This is a genomic window from Lysinibacillus sp. BF-4, from assembly GCF_000743635.1.
GTDB classification, from domain to species: domain Bacteria; phylum Bacillota; class Bacilli; order Bacillales_A; family Planococcaceae; genus Metalysinibacillus; species Metalysinibacillus saudimassiliensis.
The window spans coordinates 1-26721 of record NZ_JPUW01000017.1 but is presented as its reverse complement, the minus strand read 5'-3'; the positions used below and the strand labels follow the sequence as shown (position 1 = coordinate 26721).

Annotated in this window: 22 protein-coding genes; 19 read left to right on the top strand and 3 right to left on the bottom strand. The window is 40.3% G+C overall.

Annotated elements, in window-relative coordinates:
* The first annotated feature begins 8 nt into the window (after nt 1-8).
* The 17 genes from addB (at nt 9) to CH76_RS07265 (ending at nt 21329) form a co-directional block, all read left to right on the top strand.
* The gene (gene addB, locus CH76_RS07345) at nt 9-3500 is read left to right on the top strand and encodes a helicase-exonuclease AddAB subunit AddB (RefSeq protein ID WP_036144793.1); all 3492 of its coding nucleotides are present in this window, start codon (nt 9-11) and stop codon (nt 3498-3500) included.
* Complete coding sequence (locus CH76_RS07340; RefSeq protein WP_051910272.1) at nt 3484-4833, top strand: UvrD-helicase domain-containing protein; 1350 nt, start codon at nt 3484-3486, stop codon at nt 4831-4833. The genes addB and CH76_RS07340 overlap by 17 nt, the downstream gene beginning before the upstream one ends.
* Nucleotides 4834-5420: 587 nt before the next feature.
* Complete coding sequence (locus tag CH76_RS07335) at nt 5421-5840, top strand: hypothetical protein (protein WP_036144791.1); 420 nt, start codon at nt 5421-5423, stop codon at nt 5838-5840.
* Between the two features lie 13 nt (nt 5841-5853).
* Entirely contained in the window at nt 5854-6747 is an 894-nt protein-coding gene (locus tag CH76_RS07330) for a reverse transcriptase/maturase family protein (RefSeq protein WP_036144789.1), read from the top strand.
* A 141-nt stretch (nt 6748-6888) separates the two neighbouring features.
* On the top strand, nt 6889-9147 hold the full coding sequence (gene addA, locus CH76_RS07325; RefSeq protein WP_081892655.1) for a helicase-exonuclease AddAB subunit AddA: 2259 nt from the start codon (nt 6889-6891) through the stop codon (nt 9145-9147).
* A gap of 113 nt (nt 9148-9260) precedes the next feature.
* Nucleotides 9261-10415, top strand: a complete 1155-nt coding sequence (locus CH76_RS07320) for a DUF418 domain-containing protein (RefSeq protein WP_036144788.1) — start codon at nt 9261-9263, stop codon at nt 10413-10415.
* 30 nt (nt 10416-10445) lie between these two features.
* The gene (locus CH76_RS07315; protein ID WP_036144785.1) at nt 10446-11348 is read left to right on the top strand and encodes a fumarylacetoacetate hydrolase family protein; all 903 of its coding nucleotides are present in this window, start codon (nt 10446-10448) and stop codon (nt 11346-11348) included.
* Nucleotides 11349-11425: 77 nt separating this feature from the next.
* Nucleotides 11426-11791, top strand: coding sequence for a YisL family protein (locus CH76_RS07310; protein ID WP_036144783.1), 366 nt, complete (start codon nt 11426-11428; stop codon nt 11789-11791).
* A 147-nt stretch (nt 11792-11938) separates the two neighbouring features.
* Nucleotides 11939-13372, top strand: a complete 1434-nt coding sequence (locus CH76_RS07305; RefSeq protein ID WP_036144781.1) for an alpha-amylase family glycosyl hydrolase — start codon at nt 11939-11941, stop codon at nt 13370-13372.
* The gene (locus CH76_RS07300; protein ID WP_036144780.1) at nt 13365-13562 is read left to right on the top strand and encodes a YwbE family protein; all 198 of its coding nucleotides are present in this window, start codon (nt 13365-13367) and stop codon (nt 13560-13562) included. Before CH76_RS07305 ends, CH76_RS07300 begins: the two co-directional genes overlap by 8 nt.
* A 195-nt stretch (nt 13563-13757) precedes the next feature.
* Nucleotides 13758-14882 (top strand): IS4 family transposase, encoded by a 1125-nt coding sequence (locus tag CH76_RS07295; RefSeq protein WP_036144778.1) that lies wholly within the window; start codon nt 13758-13760, stop codon nt 14880-14882.
* A 377-nt stretch (nt 14883-15259) separates the two neighbouring features.
* A complete protein-coding gene (locus tag CH76_RS07290) occupies nt 15260-16456 on the top strand; it encodes an MFS transporter (RefSeq protein ID WP_081892654.1) in 1197 nt (398 codons plus the stop codon).
* The gene (locus CH76_RS07285) at nt 16453-17397 is read left to right on the top strand and encodes an ABC transporter permease (protein WP_036144776.1); all 945 of its coding nucleotides are present in this window, start codon (nt 16453-16455) and stop codon (nt 17395-17397) included. The genes CH76_RS07290 and CH76_RS07285 overlap by 4 nt, the downstream gene beginning before the upstream one ends.
* Nucleotides 17394-18206 (top strand): nickel transporter permease, encoded by an 813-nt coding sequence (gene nikC / locus CH76_RS07280; protein ID WP_036144773.1) that lies wholly within the window; start codon nt 17394-17396, stop codon nt 18204-18206. The genes CH76_RS07285 and nikC overlap by 4 nt, the downstream gene beginning before the upstream one ends.
* A 4-nt stretch (nt 18207-18210) precedes the next feature.
* Entirely contained in the window at nt 18211-19767 is a 1557-nt protein-coding gene (locus CH76_RS07275; protein ID WP_036144770.1) for an ABC transporter substrate-binding protein, read from the top strand.
* 10 nt (nt 19768-19777) lie between these two features.
* Nucleotides 19778-20572 (top strand): ABC transporter ATP-binding protein, encoded by a 795-nt coding sequence (locus CH76_RS07270; protein WP_161769872.1) that lies wholly within the window; start codon nt 19778-19780, stop codon nt 20570-20572.
* Nucleotides 20562-21329, top strand: a complete 768-nt coding sequence (locus tag CH76_RS07265; protein WP_036144766.1) for a dipeptide/oligopeptide/nickel ABC transporter ATP-binding protein — start codon at nt 20562-20564, stop codon at nt 21327-21329. The genes CH76_RS07270 and CH76_RS07265 overlap by 11 nt, the downstream gene beginning before the upstream one ends.
* Before the next feature lie 52 nt (nt 21330-21381).
* Here the strand turns inward: CH76_RS07265 and CH76_RS07260 are convergent, their stop codons facing one another.
* Complete coding sequence (locus CH76_RS07260) at nt 21382-22194, bottom strand: Cof-type HAD-IIB family hydrolase (RefSeq protein ID WP_036144763.1); 813 nt, start codon at nt 22192-22194, stop codon at nt 21382-21384.
* 101 nt (nt 22195-22295) lie between these two features.
* Between CH76_RS07260 and CH76_RS07255 the strand changes: the two genes are divergently transcribed.
* A complete protein-coding gene (locus tag CH76_RS07255) occupies nt 22296-22604 on the top strand; it encodes a metal-sulfur cluster assembly factor (RefSeq protein ID WP_036144760.1) in 309 nt (102 codons plus the stop codon).
* Between the two features lie 88 nt (nt 22605-22692).
* Here CH76_RS07255 and CH76_RS07250 read toward each other — a convergent pair whose 3' ends face one another.
* A complete protein-coding gene (locus CH76_RS07250) occupies nt 22693-23382 on the bottom strand; it encodes a Crp/Fnr family transcriptional regulator (RefSeq protein WP_036144756.1) in 690 nt (229 codons plus the stop codon).
* Between the two features lie 205 nt (nt 23383-23587).
* On the opposite strand from CH76_RS07250, the gene CH76_RS07245 reads away from it, so the two are divergent.
* On the top strand, nt 23588-25717 hold the full coding sequence (locus CH76_RS07245) for an ATP-dependent Clp protease ATP-binding subunit (RefSeq protein ID WP_051910270.1): 2130 nt from the start codon (nt 23588-23590) through the stop codon (nt 25715-25717).
* A 47-nt stretch (nt 25718-25764) separates the two neighbouring features.
* Here the strand turns inward: CH76_RS07245 and CH76_RS07240 are convergent, their stop codons facing one another.
* Nucleotides 25765-26697, bottom strand: coding sequence for an IS30 family transposase (locus tag CH76_RS07240; protein ID WP_036144821.1), 933 nt, complete (start codon nt 26695-26697; stop codon nt 25765-25767).
* Nucleotides 26698-26721: the final 24 nt, after the last annotated feature.

Sequence of the window (26721 nt, the reverse complement as noted above, 5' to 3'; positions counted from 1 at the left end):
GAGAACACATGACCTTACATATTATTAAAGGACGTGCGGGTTCAGGTAAAACAAAGTGGGTACAAACAACGGTGGCGCGTGAGCTACAAGCAACACCTGTTGGTAGTGAAATTTTTGTGATTGTGCCTGACCAGATGTCCTATGCTACAGAGTACAACTTAACAAGTGACGAAAATGTACGCGGGCTTGTGCGTGCGCAAGTGTTAACGTTTAAGCGTTTGGCTTGGTATATTTTGCAACAAATTGGTGGTGTAGCACGCGAGCAAGTATCAGGCTACGGCTACCGCATGTTAATTCGTCAATTATTACTACAACATAAAGAAGATTTTTCGTTGTTTCGACAGGCGGCAGGTAAGCGAGGTTTTACAGAAGAAATTGAAAAACTGATGCAAGAGTTTAGCCGCTACGATATTACAAGCGAGGTAATGGCAAGTTTAGTAGCATCACTAGAAGCAAGCGATGCACCGCAAACATTACTGAGCAAAGTGCGTGATATGCACATTATTGTTAAAACGATTGAGGAGCGTTTAGGGACAACTTATGTAGATAGTGAAGGTTTTTATCCTTTGCTAACGGAGCATTTGGCGTCATACGCACCGATTAAAGAGGCAACGGTTTATATTGATGGCTTTACGGCCTTCACAGCACGTGAGTTAGCGCTTGTAACTGCATTGATGCAGCAAGCTAAGGATGTATACATTACGCTGCCTTACTGCGATGAGGCGGATGCTATGGACGATCAGGCGTTGTTTCATGAGGCGGCATTTACCGCACAGCGTTTAGTAGATATTGCAGGTGAGCATAATATTGCGTTAGCACCTCCGATGTTATGCGAGGGAGCTGAGCGTTTTACAAGCGCAAGCATTGCCCATCTTGAAGCAAGTTTCGATGCGCTTCAACCTAAGGCGCGTATGGCAGATGGTAGTGTGCAAATTTTAGAGGCAACAAGTCGCGCAGCTGAAGTACACGGGATTGCGCGCGAAATTATGCGCCTTACCCAAAGTGGGGTGCGCTATAACGAAATTGCACTGCTGTACCGTCAGGCAGAAGTATATGACCCGTTTATTACGACTATCTTTCCGCAATATGGCATACCGGTGTTTACAAATACTAAAAAGACGATGCTTCATCACCCGCTGATGGAGTTTACGCGCTCAGTATTAGAGGCGCTCGTTAATAATTGGCAGTATGAGCCTGTCTTTAGAGCAATTAAAACGGATTTATTTTTCCCGATGCAAACAACGAGTGCGCTTGCTCTTTGGCGTGAGCGTGGCGACCGTCTCGAAAACTTCTGTTTAGCGCATGGCATTTATGGTGAGCGTTGGCAGGATGAGAGCCGCTGGTTTTATAAAAAATATCGTGGGCTAGAGTTTCATACGACAAAGCAAACGCAAGAAGAAATGCGGATGCAAGAGGAGATTTGCGCGGCACGTGATAAGGTGCGTACACCACTTGCTGACTTACAACAACAGTTTAACACCTGTACGACAGGTCGCGAATATGCCGAAGCATTCTTTACTTTTATCGAAAATTTAGGCATTTACGACAAATTACTACTTATGAGAGATAGAGAGCGTGATCAGTTACAGCTGCAATTTGCGGATGAGCATGAGCAAGCATGGCGTGAGTTACTCGCAGTACTTGACCAATTTGTCACAATGTTTGGTGACGAGGCATTAACGTTAGAAGAAGTCGTAGCGTTACTAGACGAAGGACTAGAAGCGGCACAATTTGCGCGCATTCCACCAACGCTTGATGAGGTACAAGTAGCAACGGTTGACTTGGCTCGTTTGTTAAATATTAAAGCAACCTTTGTAATGGGCATGAATGAGGGTGTGTACCCACGTAAAATTGAGTACGAGGGGCTGCTGTCAGATAATGAGCGTGATTATATTACTGAGGCGGGCTTTGAGCTTGCGCCAACCTCAACCAAACGTTTACTACAAGAAGATTATTTAATTTATAATGCGCTAGTTAGTCCAAGTGAGCGCTTATATGTTACGTATGCCACAGCAGATGAGGAGAGTAAAGCGCTACTCCCTTCACTTTATGTTAATAAGCTAACAAAATTATTGCGAGATGTGCCTGTTACGCGTGTGGCGATTGACCCAACAGAGCTTGCAGGTGACGTTGACCCACTACAATATTTATATCACCCGCGACCAGCACTGGCCTATATGATGCGTCAGTTACAGGCTAATGAAGGGTTAACAGAGCCTTGGCAAGCGCTTTATGATTATTATACGACGAGTGATTTATGGCAGGATGTTTTTGCACGCGCCATTCGTCCGATTACGCATCACAACGAAGCAGAGCCGCTTAAACCAAATGTGGTGGATGGGCTATACCAAACACCAGCAGTTATGAGTATTTCGCGGATCGAAAAATTTTATAGCTGTCCCTTCTCTTACTTTGCTAGCTATGGTTTAAAACTTGAGGAGCGCCAAGAGTATCGTTTAGAAGCCTATACGATTGGTGATTTATTTCATGAGGTGCTTAGCCGTGTAGCTAAGCGAATTCGGGAGGAAGAAAAACTATGGAATGAGCTGACACGTCAACAACTCGACCAACTGGCCTCGGAGGCAATGGAGCAAGTAGCACCACTACTTGCACATAATATTTTACGCTCAAGTGCGCGCTACCAATACATTGAGGCAAAACTGTTACGAGTAATTAAACGCACGCTTTATGCACTTGGTGATCAAGCGAAGCAATCCGACTTTATGCCAATTGCTATTGAAGCGGCCTTTGGGCCACGAGAGCTACTGCGCTCACCTGAATTACCGTTAACAAATGACAAAGTCCTTCAGCTACGTGGACGTATTGACCGTATTGATGCAACTACTATAGATGGCAAAAAATATTTGCGTGTGATTGATTATAAATCCTCAGACCGTGATGTGGATTTATCTGAGCTCTATCACGGGCTTTCTTTACAAGTTGTGACGTATTTAGATATGGCGCTACGTAATGCGGAAGTGTTGTTGCAACAAGAGGGGTTACCTGCAGGCATGCTGTATATGCACGTACAAAATCCTTTATTGCAATATGATACAGAAGTGTCGCAAACACGTATTGAAGAAGATCGCTTGAGCGAGTTTAAAATGAAGGGCATTGTGACAGATGAGATTGATGTACTTGTACAAATGGACACTACCTTTGAACAATGCCAACCTTCTCAAATTATCCCTGCTAAGCTCAATAAAACAGGCGGGCTATCAAGCACTTCACGTGCCATTAGTGAGCAGGATTTTGATGTGTTACGTACCTTCTCACAAGGTAAGCATATTGCAGCAGGTAATGCGATTTGGCAAGGTGATACTTCGATTGCGCCATTTGAGCATGGGGAGCGCACAGGCTGTCAGTTTTGCGCGTATAAATCACTCTGTCAGTTTGATGTAACAGATGGCAAGCAACACTATCGTCAGCTACCCAAACTAAAGCGCAGTGAGGCATTACAAGCAATGAAGGAGGAAATGACCGATGAAGTTACCGAATAAACCATTAACCGCTAGTTGGACAGACGAGCAATGGCGCGCGATTTATGCAAGCGGACAAGATACGCTAGTGTCTGCTGCGGCAGGCTCCGGTAAAACGGCTGTACTCGTAGAACGCATGATTGAAAAAGTGGTACAAGATAAAATTGATGTTAATGAACTGTTGGTGGTGACCTTTACCAACGCCTCAGCGGCTGAAATGCGTCAGCGGTTAGCTGTTGCACTAGATGAGGCGCTAGCACAAGCAACACTTGAGGACAATAAGCATTTACGTCGTCAGCAAGCGTTACTTAATAAAGCGCAAATCTCAACGTTACACTCTTTTTGTTTAGCAATCGTTAAGCAGTATGCTTATGTGCTAGACATTGACCCAGGTTTCCGTATTGCAACGGAAGATGAGGTGGCGCTGTTAAAGGATGATGCGCTGAGTAGTTTACTTGAGCAAGTGTACCAGGAGAGCGACACGGCAGTATTTCGTTTAATTGATAGTTTTACCTCTGACCGTAATGACCAAGCGATTGAGGTATTAATTGAGCGTTTATACGAAATGTCACGTGTGCATGCCAACCCAAAGGACTGGTTGATGAGCATTGTCAATTTATATGAGGTAGATGGTATTACAACCGTTGATGACCTTGCTTTTACACCTATTATCCGTGAGGCTATGCTACGTCGTATTGATGCGATTGAAGCATTAAATGAACGCTTTATAGCAAATAGCGAATTACCTAATGGACCTTTTGTCCATGCTACAAGCGCACAGGATGTAGCAGTCTTTACACAAGAGGCTAGGGCTTTACTTGAGCAAGCATCATGGACAACGCTCTACGAGTTTTTCACTAAGGCAAGCTTTAAACGTATTGCTACGCCTTCAAAAGCGGATGATGTCGACAAAACGCTCCAAAAAAAGGGCACAACACTTTACGGCGAAATGCGCGAGCAACTGAAAGCTATTCAAACAAGTTATTTTGTACGTAGTGAAGCACGCTTGCTAGAGGAAATGCGCCTCATGCAACCTATGTTACAAACGCTATGTGAGTTAACTTTACGCTTTGAGCAGGTGTTTAGTGCGCTTAAGCGTAAGCGTGGCATTATTGATTTTTCGGATTTAGAGCATTTTGCGCTTGCCATTTTAACGCAAGAGGTAGACGGTGTTACGCATCCTTCACAAATTGCGCTTGATTATAAGAAGCAGTTCCATGAAGTGCTAGTGGATGAATACCAAGACGTTAATATTTTGCAAGAGACGCTACTGCAACTTGTAAAAAGTGGCGACGAATCCTACGGCAATATGTTTATGGTAGGCGATGTAAAGCAAAGCATAGTGCGCCCATAAGGATCTTGTATGTATCACCAATGGGCGGTGAATAAACGACAGAAACCGTTTATCTATCAACCGACTTATCTTGGCGGGAAACCAAAGAGGGAGTGTAGCATGTCGGTTAAAGTCATAAGTTAGCCTAAACGGAAAGGCTACGACTGAATGGCGAGATAGAAAAGATTCATATAAGGAAGAAGGCTAAACTGCTTGAAGAATAGTCCGAGTGGGAATATGTCTTACCTTCTAGGAAACCGTTTGACACCTAGAATCTATTCGGTTCAGCGTATGATATGCTTGCGACTGAACATAGACAAGCGCCAGCAATTGCGGCGTGCGTATCGTTTCTGATTAACACAAGAATAGACACACTTCTAAATTGAAGAAAAGGATGAACGTTCCTTCCGATAATGAATTGAGCCTATATACAATAACTAAATGGGGATTACCTAAGTTGGAAAGCCACTAGGCTATATACAAAGGTATTGAATATCCAATAAGGTAACGGAGCTCTCGTAGTAGTCTGAGATAGGGAAAGCCTATTACATGGCAAAGGAGAGCAGCTTATACGGTATAAAACAATAAAGAAGGGAGCGAAATGCTCTATGCAAAGTTCGGAAATTGTCTTATACAATCTATCAAAACAAGCAATGAAGGATGGTTTTCAATTTAATCGTCTTTACCGACATTTATACAACAAAGATTTTTATATAAAAGCTTATAATAACCTATACAAAAATACAGGTAGTACGCCAAAAAGTAGCGACGCAACTATTCAAGCGCTGATTGAAGCATTAAAAGACGAAAGCTATCAGCCAACGTTTGTGCGTGGTACATCTATCCCTACAATTACAGATTATTTGTTGCAAGAGGCTTGTCGTATGGTGCTAGAAGCCATTTACGAGCCGAAGTTTTCGATCCATTCGCATGGTTTTAGACCTGATAAAAGTTGTCACACGGCATTAACCGATAGCAAAAAAAACGTTTGCGGAGGTAACGTGGTTCATTGTAGGCGATATCAATAACTTTTTCGAAACGATGAATCATCAAGTACTTATCAATATTTTACGAAAGCATATTAAAGACGAAAAATTTATTCGTTTAATGTGGAAGTTTTTAAAAGTAGGGTGGATGAACAATTGGCAATTTCAACAAACCTATAGTGGGGCACCGCAAGGCAAATTCCTTAGTCCGATTGTGGCAAATATCTACTTAAACGAACTAGATACGTATATTGAAAAAGAGCTAAAGCTTACGTTTAAAACGATAAAATATGTGCGTTATGCGGCTGATTTTATGATTGGGCTAAACGGTAGTAAAGAGGAGAGCGAGCGTTTAAAACAAGCTATAGCAAACTTTTTACAACAGCCGTTGCAACTTAACTTATCAGCAGAAAAAATGTGCGTTACACATCGTACAAAAAATGCCCGCTTTTTAAACTACGATGTTTCCATTAGGGATGAGGGAAGTGGAGCAAAAGGTAAGGGTAAAAAACGTGTACACTTGCGCATGCCTAATGGAACAATCGAAAATGTAATTGTAAAAAATAAAATGGTTAAAAATATCGATGCTAAGCAATGGGATATGCTGCATCGACCAAAGCTAGTTGGCTTACCTGATTTAGCTATCGTCGAACGATATAATCGAGAGCTCCTCGGACTTTACCATTACTATGCACTAGCAGAAAATGTGAGTCAGAAAATGGGGCAATTGCATCATGTCATGAGCTACAGCTGTTTAAAAACACTTGCGAATAAATACAAATCCACAGTACCTAAAATGAAAAAAGCGTTACAGCAAGGTAAGTACTGGGGTGTAACGTATCAAACAACGCAAGGCGAAAAAATAGCGTATTTTTATCACGATGGTTTTAAAAAGGGGACAGCCGCCCTTCAACCAGAAGTGGACCAACTACCAAATTTGTATGTATAACATGTCATAAAAGATAGATAGATTATAAGTGGAGAGCCGTATACTTTGAGAGGAGTACGTACGGTTCGGGGAGAGGTTCTTTGGAAACCTACTACAGCAATGTAGCAAGGCGCTGAGTTCCTACTCTACTATGGTTTTCGTTTGGCGGAGCCAGGGCTATTTTTGGATAAATACAGTCGTTTTGTAGAGGAGCCAAGAGATAGCGGGCTACGCATTGATTTAAATGCTAACTTCCGTAGCCGTAAAGAAATTTTAGCGGCTACAAACTTTATTTTTGAGCAAATTATGAGTGAAACCGTTGGTGATATTGCCTATGATACGAAAGCGGCATTACATGCAGGTGCTTCGTATGATGACAAGGTAGTGCCTGTAGAGCTTGCGATTATTGAAGCAGATGCTGAGGACGCTAATGACGAGCTAACGCGCAAAGACCAAGAGGCACAGTATATTGTAGCGCGTATTACAGAACTGATGCAGGCTAATACAACTGTCTATGATACTAAAACGCAAACAGAGCGCCCACTAGCGTACCGCGATATTGTGATTATTACGCGTTCTATGAGTTGGTCTAATGAATTAGTAGAGACTTTTAAGGAAGCTAACATTCCACTTTATGCAGAGACAGCAGGTGGCTACTTTGAGTCGTTAGAGGTAATGGTGATGCTTAATACGTTAAAGTGCATCGACAATCCTTACCAAGATATTGCGCTTGCCTCAGTATTACGTGCACCGTTTATTGGCTTGACGGAAAATGAGCTCGCACATATTCGATTAACGGATAAAAATGTACCGTACTATGATGCATTGTTGCAATTTGTGGCGCAGGAGCAAAGTGGTATCGCACCGCAAACAGCACGCAAGCTTACGACCTTTTTACTTAATTTTGACAAGTGGCGTCAGCTATCCCGTCGTGGTTCACTTGCGGATTTAATTTGGCAAGTGTATAACGATACAAATTATTATGACATGGTAGGGGCAATGGCTAATGGCAAACAGCGCCAAGCTAATTTACGTGCGCTACATGACCGCGCACTTGCCTATGAAAAAACGTCCTTCCGCGGACTGTTTCGCTTTTTACGTTTTGTGGACCGTATGCGTTTGCGTGGTGATGATTTGTCATCAGCGCGTGCCATTGGTGCACAGGAAGACGTTGTGCGTTTAATGACCATCCACTCATCAAAAGGGCTTGAGTTCCCTGTAGTGTTTGTGTCAGCACTTGGTAAGCAGTTTAACGAACAAGATTTGCGTCAGGCCTACTTATTTGATCAGCACTTTGGTTTGGCGGTAAAAGCGGTTGACCCTGAGGAGCGTATTAGCTTTGAGTCACTGCCTTATGTGGCATTACGTGAGAAGAAGCGGCTCGAAATTCGCGCGGAGGAAATGCGTATTTTATATGTAGCGATGACACGTGCTAAGGAACGCTTGATTTTAGTAGGTGCAGTCAACAACTACGGAAAATCACTCGCTACATGGTGTGCCGCACAAAGTGTAAGTGATACATTACTGCCTACTTATATGCGTGCAGATGCACGTACGTATTTAGATTGGCTAGTGCCTGCTCTATCTCGCCACGCAGCGTTTAGTTTAGGAGAGCCAGGTCAATTACAGCATCACTCTGTATGGCAGTTAGCTAGTGTAACAATTGAGGCGCGTGAGCAACAGGCGCAAGAAGCGCATACACGCGAGCTAGATGAGGTACGTTACAATCAAGCAAAAGACATTATTGCGACACGTTTTAGCCAGCGCTATGCGCATGAGACGTCAACGATTAAGCGTACTAAAACCTCGGTTACTGAGCAAAAGCGTTTACGTAGTTTAGCAGAACAAGAGGAGAGCTATATTCCGTTTAATGCACCAACTACAGAGGCTATTGCACCGCGCCCACAGTTTATGCAACAACAACAATTAACGGCAGGTGAGTTAGGTACAGCTGTGCATACGATTATGCAACATGTGCCACAAGAAGGGTTACACAGTACTGAGCAGGCTGAGCAATTTATTACCTATTTATACGAAAAGCAATTGTTAACAGCAACTGAACAAAAGCTCGTACCCCCTGAATGGATTGCCGCATTTTTTGCAACACCACTAGGCGCAATGTTTAGTAATGCTAAACGTATTATGCGTGAGCAACCTTTTACGTGGCGAGTGGTGGATAAAGACGGTGACGCTCAAATCCTTCAAGGGATTATCGACGTTATTGTGCAAGATGCTGCTGGCGATTTTTATATTATTGATTATAAAACGGACAATGTGCATAATAATATTGAGGCTGTGATGCGTGAGCGTCATGGTGAGCAGTTAGGGATTTATGCCGAAGCGCTCGAAACTATTTTAGGTATTACCATTTCCGCAAAATATGTGTATGCCATGCGTACACAACAAGCCATTCGCATGTAAGTTAACAAAGTCACCCTATTACAGGGTGGCTTTTTTTCTGAAGCAAAACTTGCCTATGTCGCAGTAATTTGTTGTAGTATGAGGAGTAGTTATGATTTAGGAGGAAGAAAACTGTGGAACTTACACCAACACCTAAGAAGGAACGTAATAAAACATTAGATGTATTACGTGGTTTTAGCCTACTAGGCATTGTTATTGCAAATTTACTGGCCTTTAATTTACCACTGCCACATATTGATTTAGGCTCGTGGTTTACGTTACCTAGTGATATTAAATGGCATCAACTGATTGATATTTATGTGCAGGGAAGCTTTTACCCATTGTTTGCGATGCTATTTGGCTACGGTGTAGCGATGCAATGGCAAAAGGCTGTCGCTAAGGGCGAGCCGTTTTGGGCGACAGGCACACGCCGCATGCTTGGTTTATTTATTATTGGGGCATTGCACGCTCTCCTCATTTGGTGGGGCGATATTTTAATGATGTATGCCGTATTTGGTACGCTGTTATTATTTTTCTTACGCATGCGTCCATTTCTATTATTTTTCCTTGCTTTTGCATGGAACGCCATCATTCAATTATTTATGTTGGTCTTTTCATCCCATGAGCTAGTAGATGATGTGTATTATTCTAATATTGTAGGGATTGGCGATGCATTAGCAGCTTACGGTACAGGCACATGGAAGGAAATCTTTTCACAGCGCATGGTAGATTTAGCTGTGCAAAACGATGTGATGATGTGGTTTATGGCATTGTTTACTATTTTTCCGTATATGTTAATTGGCGCTGCAGCTTCGAAGTTACAATTAATTGAGCGTGCCGCACACTTTAAATGGCTATGGATTGGCTTAGCGGTGACGACATTCCCAATCGGTATTTATTTAAAAAACCTACCGATTTTACAAGACCGCACGTTTTTCCTTGAGTATATTAAAACGTATGTAGGCGGGCCTTTAACGGCAATTGGCTATGCGGCAATTATCGTATCACTATGCTTAATCCCAGTGATGGCTAAACTATTAACGCCATTCGCTACGGTTGGGCGTGTATCACTTTCGACATATATTGGGCAATCTATTATTTTATCGGTATTATTTTACGGGTTTGGTTTCGGCTTGTATGGTAAGATTAACGTACAGTCTGGGGTTTTAATTGCGGTGACCATTTTTATTGTACAAGTTGTACTAGCAGACCTATGGTTACGTAAATTTAATCAGGGACCTCTTGAAGCACTATGGCGAAAGTTTACGTACTTCAAATTACGTGTATAGAAAGTAAAAGGATAAAGGAGCGCTATAACCATGAAAATTTTATCATTCAAAGTGAATGAAGAAGTAAAGTTTGGACCGAAAGTAAAAAAACAGGAAGCTGTTTGGGACGTTCAGGCGATTCAGCAAGAGTTAAACGTACTTCCATCACTTGTACCGACAATCATTGAGGGTATTGCACAAGGCTTTGATTTTGTAGAAAAAATGCGTAAATTAGTTGAGGCTGCTGAGCAATCAGACAACCCTGAGCAATTTAAGCATGAGTTTTCAGCAATTGAGTGGCTATCACCAATTCCACGCACACCAAAGAACGTAATGTGCGTTGGGCGTAACTACTATGAGCACGCTGAGGAAATGGGCGGAGCAGAAGCGTTAGAAAACGTTATGTTATTTACAAAATCACCAACAGCGATTACAGCGGACGGCGCTGATGTATCTGCACATGCAGATTTAACAGCACAGCTGGATTATGAGGGCGAGCTAGCTATCGTTATTGGCAAGCAAGGTAAAGCCATTCCAAAAAACCTAGCGTATGATTATGTGTTCGGCTATACGATTGGTAATGATATTACAGCGCGCGATCTACAGACAAAACACAAGCAATTTTTCTTAGGTAAAAGTTTAGAAGGCACTTGCCCACTAGGCCCTTACCTTGTAACGAAGGACGAAATTCCAAATCCACATAATTTAACGATTGTAACGAAAGTTAATGACGAAATCCGTCAAAACGGTTCGACTAAAGATATGATGCACAAGGTAGAAGATTTAGTGTCGTTTATTTCACAACACGTAACACTTGAGCCAGGTGATGTTATTTTAACAGGCACACCTGCTGGCGTAGGTAAAGGCATGAAGCCACCAACATTTTTACAAGCAGGCGATGTTGTAAAAGTGTCGATTGAAGACATTGGTACGCTTGTAAATCGTATTAAGTAATAATTAGTATCGTTTGAATAACACCTATACTCATGTTAGGATAGTTTTGATACAAAATTAATGAGGTGGGGAAAACTATGAGCTTTTTAACAGAAACAACGCACTTGCATATTACAACATGGGTAATTGGCGTTGTACTATTTGTTATTGCGGCAATGGGTGCTAAACCAAATAAAGGTTTACACATGGCATTACGCTTATTCTACATTTTAATTATCATTTCAGGTGCAGCATTATTCTTCAAGCACCAAGGTATTGATAATATGATGTATGGCATTAAATTCTTAATGGGTATTTTAACAATTGGTATGATGGAAATGACATTAGTGAAGAAGGCAAAAGGGCAAGCATATAACATCTTTATGATTTTATTTGCAGTGTTCTTATTCATCACATTATTCCTAGGCTTTAAATTACCAGTAGGCTTTAACTTCTTAGGATAATAGTAAATCGCGTCAGCTTAGGCTGGCGCGATTTTTTTGTCACGACTTTGTCAAATCTAAATTTGCGCTAAATTACATAAAAGATAGCGGTTACGTAGTGTTATTTGATAAACTTACTTTTGTATGATGTGAAGGAGAGGAAACGCTTTGAACATAAAAAAATGGTTGGGTACAGCGGTAGCGGGCGTGCTACTTGCGACGGCAATACAATTGCCAGCGTCAGCGGCTCAAGAAAAACGCACGATTCAAGATGAAAGTATTTACGACGTGCTAGTAGACCGTTATTTTAATAAAACGAGTAAGAATGATTACGAGACAGACCCTAATGATCCTGCAAGCTTTGCGGGCGGTGACTTTGGCGGACTGCAAGAAAAATTTAACTATATTTATGATATGGGTTATACGATTATTTCGTTAGGTACGGTATTTTCTACTGACAAATATGACGGCTCACTGCCAACAAGCCATACAACGCTTGAGCGTCGTTTTGGTACGCAAGAGGAGCTAGACGAATTAATTAAAACGTATAAAAAATATGATATCCGCATGATGGTCGACTTCCCATTAGGGCAAGCAAGTGTTAACCATGAGTGGGCAACAAATAAAGACTGGGTAGCCTCTACTGAAGGTGACACGATTAAATGGGATTTAACAAATAAAAAACTGCAGCAAGCACTTATTGAGGCAGCTACAGATTTTGTTAAGCAAAATGACGTAGCAGGTATTCGTGCAACATACTTAGCTGATGCACCAACAGCCTTTTTAAATGATTTTATTAAAGCGATTAAAGCACAAGGCGATTACTATGTTATCGCTAAAGGCGAGAGCGATGCAGATTTTGACACGGATTACAGCAGTGAAACAAACAAAATCTTCCGCGAGGCTTTTAAAAATGTAAACGGTGATACTTCGGCAATCCCAGCGCTAGTAGAAGGTGGTAAACCAATGCAATTAATGGTTGATGAGCTTGATACAAGCCGCTTTACGCATGATATTGCAGGCGAGGGTATGTTTGCGCCAACGCGTATGCGTATGATTTTAGGTACATTATTTACATTACCAGGTACACCAGTAGTGCAATACGGTACAGAAATTGCAATTAACGGCGAAAAAGCACCAGACACGCACCATGTCATGAACTTTAGTGTAGACAAAGAGTTACAAGGTAACTTGCGTAATGTAATGCAACTACGCAATGATTCGCCAACTTTACGTAATGGTGATTTTGAGGTCATCCAAAATGATAATGGTTTATTAGTTTATACACGTACAAGTGAAGATGAACAGTGGGTAATCTTCGTAAATAATACAGATAAAACAAAGCGCGTTATTTTAACAGAAGAACAACTTGGCAAAGATAAAGAGCTACGCGGTATGTTTGATCGTGATATCGTACGTGAACAAAACGGTGAGTATGCGTTAGTGTTAAACCGTGAAATCGTAGAGATTTATCAAGTTATTGAAAACCAAGGGTTAAATAAATCCTATATGGTAGCACTTGGCGCAGTATATGTATTATTTGCGGCTTTTGTTATTATTGTAGTAAAACGTGCACGCCAAGGGAAAAAACGCAATGCGTAATGGACAAGTACGCAACGACATTCACCCAGGAAGTAAAGTAGCCATTGTACTCAAAAAAGATCAACGCACAGGTAAGCTGACAGAAGGCATCGTTCAAGATATCTTGACGAATAGCGCTCGCCATCCACATGGTATTAAAGTGCGCTTAACAGACGGTCAAGTCGGTCGTGTGCAACAAATTATAACGTAAAACTAAGCAAACACTAGAAGAAAGTGAAATTTCTTCTAGTGTTTTTTTGTATAAAAAAGATCACTAGCGTCGCATTAAAATAATTCAACGCATCATATTAAACTGAATTTTCTGTCATATAACCCAGGCACAAAAAATCCTTTATACTGGTTGGGCGGTAGTAAACCATCCAAATCCCATACAAAGGACATAAACATGGATAAGTTTACACGAAAAACATCATTTGAACAATGGTTTTCACCGATTTCCTCCACAAAACTTGAGGAATTGGTAGAAGCCTATCAATTAAATTACTATACAAAAAAGCTACACATTGCTTCATTCCTGAAATTATTCGTATTCGCACAGCTCAATGAAACCGAAAGTCTTCGGGCTGTCAGTGAGACATTGTTTTCAGACGACCTACAAAAAGTAACGGAATTAGAATCGATTAGCTTTTCCCAGCTGGGACGCCGATTAAATCAGCTACCTACAGCGGTTTTCCAGCAGCTCTTTCTCGATTTAGTTGCCCGAATTCATGAAAAAACGCAGTATAAGCAGCATCGTAAAACCACGACACCATTGAAAATCATTGATTCGAGTACGTTGCCACTGAATTTGAACAATCACAAGTGGGCGGAGTTCCGAAAAACAAAATCAGGGATCAAGCTTCATTTACGCCTCGTTTTCTTAGAAAAAGGCTGTTCGTATCCAGACAAAGCCGTGCTGACAAACGCAAAAGAACACGATCGTGGTCAGCTAGAAGTACTCGTTGACGACAAAGAATGCATGTACGTCTTTGACCGTGGTTATTTGGATTACGAGCGATTTGACCGCATGACCGATGATGGCTATTTCTTTGTCTCAAGCTTGCGGAAAAACGCCGTTATTCGTGTAATCGAGTCGTTTAAATTGCCAGAAGATACACGCGTGTTATCCGACGAAATGATGTTGATTGGCACCACACAAAATCGTGCAGAAAATGCCTTTCGTCTGATCAAAGTGTTGGATTCGAAAGGTAACGAACTGCATCTGATCACGAATCGATTTGATTTGAGCGCCGATGAAATCGCTGAATTGTACAAATCACGTTGGGCAATCGAGTTATTTTTCAAATGGTTGAAGCAGCACCTGAACATCAAAAAGTTCTACGCGCAGAGCGAACAAGGCGTGCATAATCAAGTGTACATCGCGATGATCGTTTATTGCCTGCATGTGCTGGCACAATTGGACACGAACAGCTCAAGAACATATTTACAAATTAGTCGTTTACTCAAAGCGGCACCGTGGAAATCCGCTCACTTATGGATACGAAAAATCGCTGGAAAAGCGGTCCCATAAAGGTTTTCTCATCTCTATCGCACCCGTCAAAGGATATAGTAAAAAAATGGATGTTTCACTACCTATGTTTAAGTGTATTTGTTTTTCTTCTCAAGCGGAAAAACAAGAAGACAGAAAATTCAATTAAAATTTACGCGACGCTAGTGAAAAAAGATAAAAGTAAAATAGTTAGTATTAAAGAATAAAAAAAGGGCTTTTGTGCTTAGAATACTTTAATTTACTAATTTAAGTTATATAAGGAGATTTATTGGGGGTATAATTAGACTTGTTTATGAAAGATATTCTCAATTAGAGGGAGATAGTTATAAAAATAAAAAACTGATAATTTTTAATTTTATAATATGTTTTCTCTGATAGATGAAAGGAGGCCGTTTTGAGTGAAGAGAGAGCCGCTATCGTTAGGAATGATACAAATGTATGGATTAGCGATGTTTTATTTCACAGCTAATGCAGTACTAACAGTAATCTTTCCTTTACAAGCTTCAGCTGGAGGAATGCCAGAAGCGGAAATTGGCATCATGATGGGGATGTATATGTTTGTTTGTATGATTTTACGTCCTTGGGCTGGACAAATGGTAGGGAAACATAGCGTGTTTACTATCATGAAGTGGTTGCTTGTTGGGCACGCGATTGCATTACTTTTATATGTCATAGTAGGTGTAAGTAGTCTATATCTTGTACGGATTTTACAAGGTGTTGTAACAGCATTTTTCTCGATGGCAATGCAAATTGGTGTGGCTGATGTGTTACGAGATGAAGATAGAGGACAAGGGATGGCTATGTATTCCTTATCTACCGTATTACCAGGTTTGTATGGTCCAGCTCTAGCTCTGCTACTCTGGTCACAGCAAAGCCACACTACGTTAATGTTACTTATTGTATCCCTAGCATTTTTACCGTTACTCTTTTTTATTAAATCACCTTTACCTAAAACAAAAAACGACAATACATCTTTTACACTACATGAAATGTTTAAAGCGTTTGGTACGGCTAGGAAAAATAAAGGTCTTGTCACATCCTCTATTATTATGTTACTTGGTGCCAGTGTATTCGGTGCTTTATCAGCATTTTTGCCGTTGTTTTTAATTACAACAAAAACTGGTAATGCAGCATTTTATTTATTTTTACAAGCAATTGTAGTAGTGACTAGTCGATTTTTATTTAGAAAATACATCCCTTCGGATGGAAATTGGCACCCTAAGTTTATGGCAATTGTATTAGTGAGTTCAATTATGGGAACGACTTTACTAGCTGTTCTACCTCACATTAATTATTTGCTATATAGTAGCGCCATTTTTAATGGAATTGCTACAGCCATGCTTTACCCCACATTAACAACACACATTTCATTTGTGGTCCCTGACGCACAACGTCATATTTTACTAGGTATTTTTCTTGCATCCTATGATCTAGGATTTTCGTTAGGCGGCTTTATGATGGGATTTGTTATTCAGTATGTATCTTATCAAGCGATGTTCATTACATGTTCTATAGTTGGTATAGTGGCGCTTATTTATAACTTTGCGGCTACATTACCACCTCGCGAAGATGAGGGGGAGCCTGTTAATTCATGATTCGTTACTTGTGGCAGCGCTTATGGCAACTTGCTTTATTATTAGTAGGCATTTCATTTATTACATACGGTCTTATGTATATTAGCCCGAGTGATCCAGCAGAAATACAGTTACTTGCTAACGACAGTACACCAACAGAGGAAGCTCTCAAGGCGTTGCGAGAAGAAATGGGCTTAGATGATCCATTTATCGTACAGTATACACGTTGGATGAAGAATATTGCAGTCGGTGATTTTGGCTATTCGCATCATTTTCGACAAAATGTTGTAGATGTATTACTAAGTAGAGTTCCATTGACATTGTATTTATCTGTCGTGGCTTTTCTACTATTTATTATAAGTTCAATAGTTTTAGGCATATTTTCTGCGATATACCAAAACCGCTTGGCAGATTATATTATCCGCTTATTTTCTGTAATGACAATTTCCATACCAGGATTTTGGTTAGGTCTCATTTTGCTTTATATTTTTGGTGTTAAGTTACATTTATTGCCTATAACCTATACGAACACTTGGCACAGTATTATACTACCGGCGGTAACTTTATCATTTCCTTTGATTGGGAAATATACAAGGTTATTTAGAGCTGAAATCGCTGAGCAGTATCAACAAGACTATGTAGTTGGTGCGCAGATGACAGGTACTTCTGAAATTACTATTATGTTGCGCTATGTTTTACCTAATGCCATCATTAATATTTTACCACTAATTGGATTGTCAATAGCCACATTGCTTGGAGGAACGGTCATCGTAGAAATGATATTTTCATGGAATGGGCTAGGGAAGATGGCTATGGATGCGATTACTTACCGTGATTATGATTTATTACAAGCTTATGTATTAGGTATGACAACCATATATGTTTTCTGTAATTTACTCGTGGACTATGCTGTTTATTTAATGGATCCACGTATAGCTAGAGATGAGGCGTTAGCGGAATGAATAATAAGCGTATTTATTTCATCTTAGGAAGTTTAAGTTTTATATTGCTACTTTGTTGGCTAGGTCCTTATCTAGCCCCTAATGATCCCTTAGCTACTAATTTAGGGAATGTTTTGCAACCACCGAGTTCACAATATCCTCTTGGTACCGACCAAGTAGGACGTTGTATATTATCGCGAATCTTATATGGTGCTAGAACATCTATTGGACTGACATTGTTATTGCTTACTTTAGTAAGCAGTCTAGGTTTTTTAATCGGTCTGATTGCAGCACTAAGAGGCAAGTGGCTAGATGCGACTTTGATGAGATTAGCCGATATGATGCTTGCTTTTCCTGAAATTATATTTGTCATTGCGGTTGTTGGAATGCTTGGTCCTGGTGTTATGAATATGATACTTGCCTTATCACTTATTTGGTGGACGAAGTATGCACGTTTAACACGTACTTTAGTACTTCGTTATAAAGACGCTCATTTTATTAAGGCAGGGAAAATGGCAGGGGCTAGTAATAGTAAAATTTTTATCGCTTACATGTTACCTAATATCTCAGCTCCACTCATTATTCAATATATGCTCGATATAGGGGGGATGATGTTAACAATTGCAAGCTTGTCCTTCTTAGGTTTAGGTGTTCAAGCTCCTACGCCTGAATGGGGAAGCATGTTAAGTGAAGGACGTACGTATCTTCAAACGGCTCCTTGGCTACTTTATTATCCTGGCATAGCTATATTTATTGTAGTGTTATTATTTAATTTACTTGGTGATAAATTACGAGATTGGTTAGACCCTAAATTTGAAAAGGAGAGATAAGAGAATGAAAAAATATAAACGTTTAGCTATAGCTGCAACGATGACAGTGGGGTTACTGTTATCAGCTTGTGGAAATGACAAAAATGCAACAGACTCAGAGAAATCCTCATCAGATAAACAATTAACGATTGCTCACTTTTATGAAATGAAAGAGCTAGATCCGGTTATTGCGTGGGATGGTTGGAATTTATCACGCATGGGAATTGGAGAAAACTTAATTCAGTTAGATGAAAATATGAACATTAAGCCTGTCATTGCACAAGAGTGGGAAGAACAGGATACTAGGACTACAATTTTTACAATACGCGATGACGTAACATTTCATAATGGTAAAGCAGTAGATGCAGAAGCTGTAAAAGCATCTTTAGAGCGTGCAATTGCTACTACTGATAGAGAAGATATAAAAATACCTGTGGCTACTATTGAAGCGCAAGGAAATAAGCTAACGATTACAACGACAGAGCCCTTTCCGACATTGCTAAACAATTTAGCAGATCCTGTATACATTATTGTTGATGCGACAGCAGCAGAACAAGATGAAGCGAAATTTAAGTTACATCCAATAGCAACAGGCCCATTTAAAATCGAGCGTTTTGCACCTCCTATGGAAATGAATTTAGTTAAGCATACTGAGCATTGGAGTGGTGCTGTAGCCGTGGATAAAGTTACAGTCAAAGGCATTGCAGATGATGCTACTCGCGTAATGGCTTTACAGTCTGGAGAGGTAGATTTTATTACCCAAGTCGGTGCTAAAGATGTGCAGTTATTTGAGGGGAATGAAGCATATACTGTATTACGTGGACCTAACTTACGCGTATTTCAATTAGGCATTAATATGCGTAAACCTTATATGAATGATTTAGCATTTAGACAAGCAATGGCACACGCCTTAAATAAAGAAATGTATGCTGAAAATTTAGTAAAGGGTACACCCGCAGTAGGCCCATTTACTAAGGAGTTAAGTTTTGGTTACCAAGGAGAAGATAAGTATCAATACGATGTTGATAAGGCTAATGCGCTGCTTGATAAAGCAGGATTTAAAGATAGTGACGGTAATGGTATAAGAGAATTAGATGGCGAGGATATTATTTTAAAATATGTATTAAACACAGGTCATGGTAATGATGCTGAAAATGTAGCTGTCGCTATTCAAGATGATTTTAAAAAAGTGGGCATTGGTGTGGATGTCGTTCTTGTCGAAAATTTTAATGATATGGTGAATAACGGCGATTATGATTTGGTATGGGAACGTTGGACATCAGCGCCTACCGCGGATCCTGCATATTTTATCGAGGCAAATTATGTTACAGATGCGTTGGGAAACAAAGGTAACTATACAAATGCTGAGATTGATAAAATTGTGGAGGCTTTTCATAATGAATTTGATAAGGAAAAGAGAGATGCTTTAGGTAGAGAAGCAACTGAAATCTTATTGGAAGATATCCCTACATTATTTATGTATTATCAAGAAGGCACAGTTATTACGAAAGCCAATGTAACAGGCATAGCGCGTTTTATGTCTGAAATTTATTATATTGATGAGCGTGTTAAGGTTGACTAGACACGAAATAATGACAATAAAGCAATTACATGTTACAGCGGCTTCGCAAAATATACTTCGAGATATCTCGTTTAATTTAAAGCAAGGGGAAATCGTAGCAGTTGTTGGTGAAAGTGGCTGTGGTAAAACAACATTATTGAAAGCGATAGCTAATTTACTAGCGCCTAACCTTCAAATAAAAGCTGATGCTATAGTAATTAATGCACAAGACGTTAGAGAGTTTTCGAAGAGACAGTGGCGGCGTATACGCGGTAATCAAATTGCCATGATTTTTCAAAATCCTTATTTCTTTTTTAGTCCAGTTAAAAAAATTAAAGCGCACTTTATACAAGCAATACGGAATCATCAAAATTTCACGAAAGAACAAGCGATAGAAAAAAGCCGTAAAATCTTACAAACACTTAATTTTTCGGAAGCAGATGCGAGACGAGTGTTAGATAGCTATGCTTTTGAGTTAAGTGGAGGTATGTTACAACGAGTAAGCATAGCATTAGCAATTGTATTGCAACCTAGTATTTTGTTAGCAGATGAGCCAACAAGTGCACTTGATGTTATTACCCAACAGCAAATATTAGAAGAACTATTACAACTCCGTAAAGTAAGTAATACGTCAATTATTATGATTACACATGATTTAGGATGTGCAGCATATATTGCTGACCGTATCATTGTAATGCACAAAGGTAAAATTATTGAAAGCGCTCCAACAGCTACTCTATTATCAAATCCTCAAGAGACATACACGAAAAAATTATTACTAGCTACACCAAGGTGGTTAGGGGACGATACCGTTTATGCAAAATAAAGTATTACAAGTAGTAAATGTTACAAAGAATTTTACAGTTAAAAACAAAGTAATTTCAGCTGTTAAAGAACTCAGTTTTGACTTAATGGAGAATGAATGGGTAGCAATAGTTGGGGGGAGCGGCTCCGGGAAAAGTACTTTAGCTGAGCTGATAGCTAATATGCAAGATGTGACGTCAGGCGCTATTTATTGGCGAGAGCACCTCGTTAAGCAGCTCTCTTTTAAAACATACTATAAAGACGTGCAAATGATTTTTCAAAATCCCTTACAATCTATTAGCCCACGCATGAAAATCATTGATTTTTTAAGTGAGCCTTATCGTAATTTTTATCATTTATCGAAAGCCGAGGCTAGACATTATATAAAGCAAGATTTAGAAAAACTGTTATTACCAGAACGTATTCTTAATTGCTATCCCCATGAACTGAGTGGTGGACAATTACAGCGTATCGTCATTGCTAGAGCGATGGCTGTCAAACCTAAATTATTGATTTGTGATGAAAGTACGTCTGCTTTAGATATGATGGTACAGCAAGAAGTGGTGCAAGTACTAAAATCTCTACATGCGGAAAATAAATTTGCTATGTTGTTTATTACCCATGACTTAACCCTTGCCTTAACGCTATGCGAAAAAATTTATGTTATGAATGCTGGAGAGATTGTGGATAGTATTGAAAAAGGAAAGACAGTGAATATTCGTCATCCTTACACTCAAAAATTATTAATGGCTTGTGAGGCAATGACATTAGAAAGTTAAAAAATCAGGGTTTTTCTGTGCAGCTTAATGCTACTATGAAAAACCCTGATTTTTATAATTTTAAGCGCTCTTGTAAAACGCGTGCGATACCGTCTTCGTTATTAGAAGCTGTAATTTCATTGGCGATGTTTTTTAACTGATCAATGCCGTTGCCCATAGCAACACCAACGCCCGCAAAGTCAATCATTTCAAGGTCATTATCCTCATCGCCAAAAGCAATAATACGCTCGCGTGGAATATTGAGATGCTTCGCTACTAAAGCGATACCTACAGCTTTATGTAAGCCGTTACGCACAATTTCAATGATATGGAAGGGGGCGCCCCATCTTCTATGGTCAATGAGTTCTGCATGGACATCCGCCAAATGGCTACGAATCGTAGCAACATCTTGTTCCTCAGCTTGAATGAGTAGGGTTGTGGGGTTATCTGGTAAGTAAACGGTTAAGTCACCACGTGTGATTCGCGGTTCACCCATCGTAAAAATTTCAAGCGACTTCTCATTATCTGCATGTAAGTATACATCATCTTTAATTTCAGCGATAATATTTTCGTATTGAAAGTGGTTTATAGAGTCAACAACATCACGAACGACATGTAAGTCAATCGGTGTATGTTGCTCCTTAAAACGTTGGTTTCGAGGATTGTGTACGAAAGCACCATTAAAGTTAACGATTGGTGTCTTTAAACCGAGTGCTTGATAATATGGAATACTTGCGCGGTACGGACGCCCTGTCGCAATCATGACGTAGTGGCCAGCCGCTTGAGCGCGCAATAAAATATCTTTTGTTTTAGGCGAGATGGTCTGCTGATCGGTAAGCAAGGTACCATCTAAATCTAAGACGATTAAATGCGGTTGAAAAATCATAAAAATGTCCCTCACTTTCTGTTAGCATCGTAACGTTACATCAAAGATTTGGCAAGCATTAAAGGCTTCTGTTATGATTACAGAAGATAGGAGTGAAGCAAATGGATGCAGATATGAAAGAAAGTATTTTAGGTGTACTCGAAAATGTAATCGACCCTGAGCTTGGTATTGATATTGTTAACCTTGGCTTAGTGTACGATGTTAATTTAGATGAAGAAGGCACAGCAGTGGTAACAATGACCTTAACATCAATGGGTTGCCCAATGGCCCCAGTCATTGTAGACCAAGTGCAAACCGCACTAAGTGAATTACCAGAAGTGAAAAAGACAGAGGTTGACATTGTTTGGAGTCCACCTTGGTCAAAAGATATGATGTCACGCTATGCAAAAATCGCATTAGGCGTACGTTAAAACAAAAACTACCGCTGACAATTTGTCAGTGGTAGTTTTTTGTTTGTAAGGTTTGGCAGTCAACAGCATGCCACAATACTGTACTACGTTAATCAATTCTACAGACGGAGATAGGGCAGTTTTCGCAGTCAATAGCGTGTTTGAGTTGGTCAAGTTGATGTACGGTGATATAGCCTTTATCAAAGGAAATAATATTGTGTTTTTTTAAATCGTTTAACATGCGATTAATCATTTCACGGCTTGTGCCGCATAAATTAGCAAGCTCGGTATTTGTAAGGGCTAGGTCAATATAAACCGCATCATCTGCCAGCAGTACACCGTATGTATTGGCAAGACGTATTAATGTTGAAAACAAAGCACCTTTTTTACCGTGTAGTACAAGGTCACGTAGTAGACTTTGGTGCTTGAGATTTTCGATTTGTAGCCATTGCATATATTCAATCATTGCATTGGGCTGCGCGGCGATATGTTTCTCCATCATTACCTTTGGTAAGACATAAAGTACAACTGTTGTCAGTGCTGTTGCTGAAAAAGGCGTTAGGGCAGTGGTCGAAAATAACGTAACATCGCCAATCAGACCAGCCTCACTACAAATTCGGACAGTTAGTTCTTTGCCACCTAGTGTTTGTTGGGTGAGTTGCACATGCCCTTGGCTAATATATGCGATATGGTCAGCAAGCTCATCCGCCAATGGGATGAGTGTGTTTTTTTCGAAGGGCATGCGCCTCCCTTCTGTTAAAAAAATATCCTGGATTTGATTATGAATCGCTATCGTCATTTTGATCACCTGCTTCCTGTTAATCTTATATGTACATTTAGTTCCATCGTAACATAAAAATCAGAGCTAAGGCGATAAGGAAAAGGTAGCATAGTGGCAATTTTTAGTGCAAAAAAGACGGAGTGATATTTTGCAATCGGGGTAAAAAGGTTGTAAGATGTAATTAGTCAAAGATGGTCAAACAATAATCAAAGGAGAGAGTGCTATGCAATTTCAACAAACAGATAATAAAAAACCATTAGAACAATTTGGACGTAACTTAACTGAAACCGCAAAGAGTGGCAAAATGGACCCTGTTATTGGGCGTGATGAGGAAATTCGTAATGTTATTCGTATTTTAACGCGTAAAACAAAAAATAACCCAGTACTAATTGGTGAGCCAGGGGTAGGTAAAACAGCCATCGCAGAAGGTTTAGCACAGCGTATTGTAAAAGGTGATGTACCTGAAGGCTTAAAAGAATGTGAATTATACGAGCTTGATATGAGTGCGATTGTTGCAGGTGCAAGCTATCAAGGGCAATTTGAGGAGCGCCTAAAAGGTGTATTAAAACAAGTTAAAGAGGCAGAAGGCCGTATTATTTTATTCATTGATGAAATTCATACAATAGTAGGCGCAGGCAAGACAAGTGGTGCAATGGATGCAGGCAATATGCTAAAACCTATGCTTGCACGTGGCGAGCTACACTGTATTGGTGCAACGACATTAGATGAGTATCGTATGTACATCGAAAAAGACCCAGCATTAGAACGCCGCTTCCAACAGGTAATGGTACGTGAGCCATCTGTGGAAGATACCGTATCTATTTTACGTGGCTTAAAGGAACGTTTTGAGCTTCACCATGGCGTGCGTATACATGACCATGCAATTGTAGCAGCTTCAGAGCTTTCTAATCGCTATATTACAGATCGCTTCTTACCAGACAAAGCAATCGATTTAATTGACGAAGCATGTGCCATGATTCGTACAGAAATTGACTCAATGCCACAAGAACTTGATGCTGTCACACGTCGTATTATGCAACTCGAAATCGAAGAACAAGCATTGAAAAAAGAAACAGATAAAGCGAGTCAAAAACGCCTTGAGCAATTGCGCGGTGAGTTAGAGGAGCTAAAATCATCATCTGAAGGCATGCGCAAGCAATGGAAGCAAGAAAAAGAAGGCTTACAAATCATTCAGAAAAAACGTGAAGTATTAGATGGCTACCGCCGTGACTTAGAGGATGCAGAGGCAAAATACGATTTAAATAAAGCAGCCGAGTTACGTCATGGTAAAATCCCTTCACTTGAAAAAGAAATCCATGAGCTAGAGGATGCGATGGAGGGTGATGGTACACGTATTTTACGTGAAGAAGTAACATCAGAAGAAATTGCTTCGATTGTATCGCGTTGGACGGGTATACCTGTAACTAAATTAGTAGAGGGCGAACGTGAAAAACTACTACGTCTTAAAGAAACTCTCGAAGAACGTGTCGTAGGTCAAGATGATGCTGTGCAATTAGTAACTGAAGCTGTATGGCGTGCGCGTGCAGGTATTAAAGACCCTAATAAGCCTATTGGTTCGTTTTTATTCCTTGGGCCAACAGGTGTTGGTAAAACCGAGTTAGCTAAAGCGTTAGCCGCACAATTATTTGATGCAGAGGAGCACTTTATTCGTATTGATATGAGTGAGTACATGGAAAAACACAGTGTCTCTCGCTTAGTAGGTGCACCTCCAGGTTATATTGGCTATGAAGAGGGCGGTCAATTAACAGAGGCAGTACGCCGCAATCCGTATTCAGTCGTACTACTTGATGAAATCGAAAAAGCACACCCTGATGTTGCCAACATCTTACTGCAAATTTTAGATGATGGTCGCATTACAGATAGTCAAGGTCGCTTAGTGAACTTTACAAATACCGTTGTTATTATGACATCTAATATTGGTTCGCAGTATTTATTAGACGTACAAGAAACACCAAATGCAGATTTAGAAAATGTTATTATGGGTGCACTACGTCAGCACTTTAAACCAGAGTTATTAAACCGTGTGGATGATATTATTTTATTCCATGCTTTATCTAATGACCACTTCCATGCGATTGCTTGGAAATATGTAAAACAATTGCAAGACCGCGTGGCACAACAAGAGGTAACATTAACTGTTGATGATAGTGTAATTGAGTGGATTGTAACAGAGGGTGTGGATGCACAGTTTGGTGCGCGACCACTTAAACGCTTTATCCAACGCCACCTCGAAACAGCAGTAGCACATGAGCTGTTAAAAGGTGATGTAGTGGCGGGCGATACATTAAACGTAATGATGCAAGACGGTCAATGTGTTGTCACAAAAGCATAACAAGTAACGAGGGGCTATAGGCTCCTCTTTTTTTGTAAGATAGATTGTCAAATTAACTGCACCACTTCATATTCAAATGAATCCTGTGCGGTGTTCCAGTTGAGGCACTTTCTTGGTCGATTGTTGATCAATGAAAGTGCTTTTTCTATTTTTGATGATGTGAGTTGCCCCAAATCCATTCGTTTTGGGAAGAATTCGCGTAAAAGACCATTACTATTTTCATTTGTCCCACGTTGCCATGGCGCGTATGGATCTGCGAAGTAAAATGGGATGCCGTACTGTTTTTCAAGTTCGGTGTAGCAGCTAAATTCTTTTCCGCGATCTGTCGTAAACGTTTGAAAACATTGTCTTGGGTAACGTGACAGGAGCTGTTCAATAGCCCACTTCATCGATTGCGCCGAGCGATTCGGGATTTGAATGCCGACATAAAAACGTGTTTTTCGCTCGGCGAACGTCGCCATACATCCTTTCGTACCGCGCGCTGAAACAACAGTATCTAATTCCCAATGGCCAAACGTTTCCCGCGTTTTAATTTCTTTTGGGCGTTGTTGAATAGACGTGCCAACGTTGAAACGACCACGTGTTTCGCGTGGTGCCTGACGTTTTCCTTTTTGACGAAGTACTTGAAGCGTCACGCGAAGCTTTCCTGAATAGAGCCAGCGATAAATCGTTTTGAAAGCGAGTTTTCCTTGAAATAAGGAACCGATAATCTGTTCAGGCGACCATGTCGCTAGTAATTTTTCTTCGATGATGTCACGCAGCTCATCGGTAAACTTTGAACGCGCACCGCATTTTTTCTTCTGCGCAGCTGCGTGCCATTGCGCCTTTTCGGCAGACCATTCATTCAGTCGCTTTACTTCACGTGAAATCGTTGTATGAGAACGATTCAGATGACGCGCAATGGCACGACAAGAGTACCCCAATCCTTTTAAAACTTCTATTTTCGAACGTTCAGCTATGGTAAGATGATAATAGCTCATTTCATATGGCCCCCTGTTGATTTT

Excerpts from the sequence above, each read along its gene's own strand:
- CH76_RS07265 (WP_036144766.1), top strand. The coding sequence starts at position 20,562 with ATGCAAAATAAAGTATTACAAGTAGTAAATGTTACAAAGAATTTTACA.
- CH76_RS07310 (WP_036144783.1), top strand. The coding sequence starts at position 11,426 with ATGAGCTTTTTAACAGAAACAACGCACTTGCATATTACAACATGGGTA.
- nikC (WP_036144773.1), top strand. The coding sequence starts at position 17,394 with ATGAATAATAAGCGTATTTATTTCATCTTAGGAAGTTTAAGTTTTATA.
- CH76_RS07250 (WP_036144756.1), bottom strand. The coding sequence starts at position 23,382 with ATGACGATAGCGATTCATAATCAAATCCAGGATATTTTTTTAACAGAA.
- CH76_RS07285 (WP_036144776.1), top strand. The coding sequence starts at position 16,453 with ATGATTCGTTACTTGTGGCAGCGCTTATGGCAACTTGCTTTATTATTA.
- CH76_RS07300 (WP_036144780.1), top strand. The coding sequence starts at position 13,365 with ATGCGTAATGGACAAGTACGCAACGACATTCACCCAGGAAGTAAAGTA.
- CH76_RS07295 (WP_036144778.1), top strand. The coding sequence starts at position 13,758 with ATGGATAAGTTTACACGAAAAACATCATTTGAACAATGGTTTTCACCG.
- CH76_RS07335 (WP_036144791.1), top strand. The coding sequence starts at position 5,421 with ATGCAAAGTTCGGAAATTGTCTTATACAATCTATCAAAACAAGCAATG.
- CH76_RS07340 (WP_051910272.1), top strand. The coding sequence starts at position 3,484 with ATGAAGTTACCGAATAAACCATTAACCGCTAGTTGGACAGACGAGCAA.
- CH76_RS07330 (WP_036144789.1), top strand. The coding sequence starts at position 5,854 with ATGAATCATCAAGTACTTATCAATATTTTACGAAAGCATATTAAAGAC.
- CH76_RS07275 (WP_036144770.1), top strand. The coding sequence starts at position 18,211 with ATGAAAAAATATAAACGTTTAGCTATAGCTGCAACGATGACAGTGGGG.
- CH76_RS07240 (WP_036144821.1), bottom strand. The coding sequence starts at position 26,697 with ATGAGCTATTATCATCTTACCATAGCTGAACGTTCGAAAATAGAAGTT.
- CH76_RS07255 (WP_036144760.1), top strand. The coding sequence starts at position 22,296 with ATGGATGCAGATATGAAAGAAAGTATTTTAGGTGTACTCGAAAATGTA.
- CH76_RS07260 (WP_036144763.1), bottom strand. The coding sequence starts at position 22,194 with ATGATTTTTCAACCGCATTTAATCGTCTTAGATTTAGATGGTACCTTG.
- CH76_RS07315 (WP_036144785.1), top strand. The coding sequence starts at position 10,446 with ATGAAAATTTTATCATTCAAAGTGAATGAAGAAGTAAAGTTTGGACCG.
- addB (WP_036144793.1), top strand. The coding sequence starts at position 9 with ATGACCTTACATATTATTAAAGGACGTGCGGGTTCAGGTAAAACAAAG.
- CH76_RS07270 (WP_161769872.1), top strand. The coding sequence starts at position 19,778 with ATGACAATAAAGCAATTACATGTTACAGCGGCTTCGCAAAATATACTT.
- CH76_RS07245 (WP_051910270.1), top strand. The coding sequence starts at position 23,588 with ATGCAATTTCAACAAACAGATAATAAAAAACCATTAGAACAATTTGGA.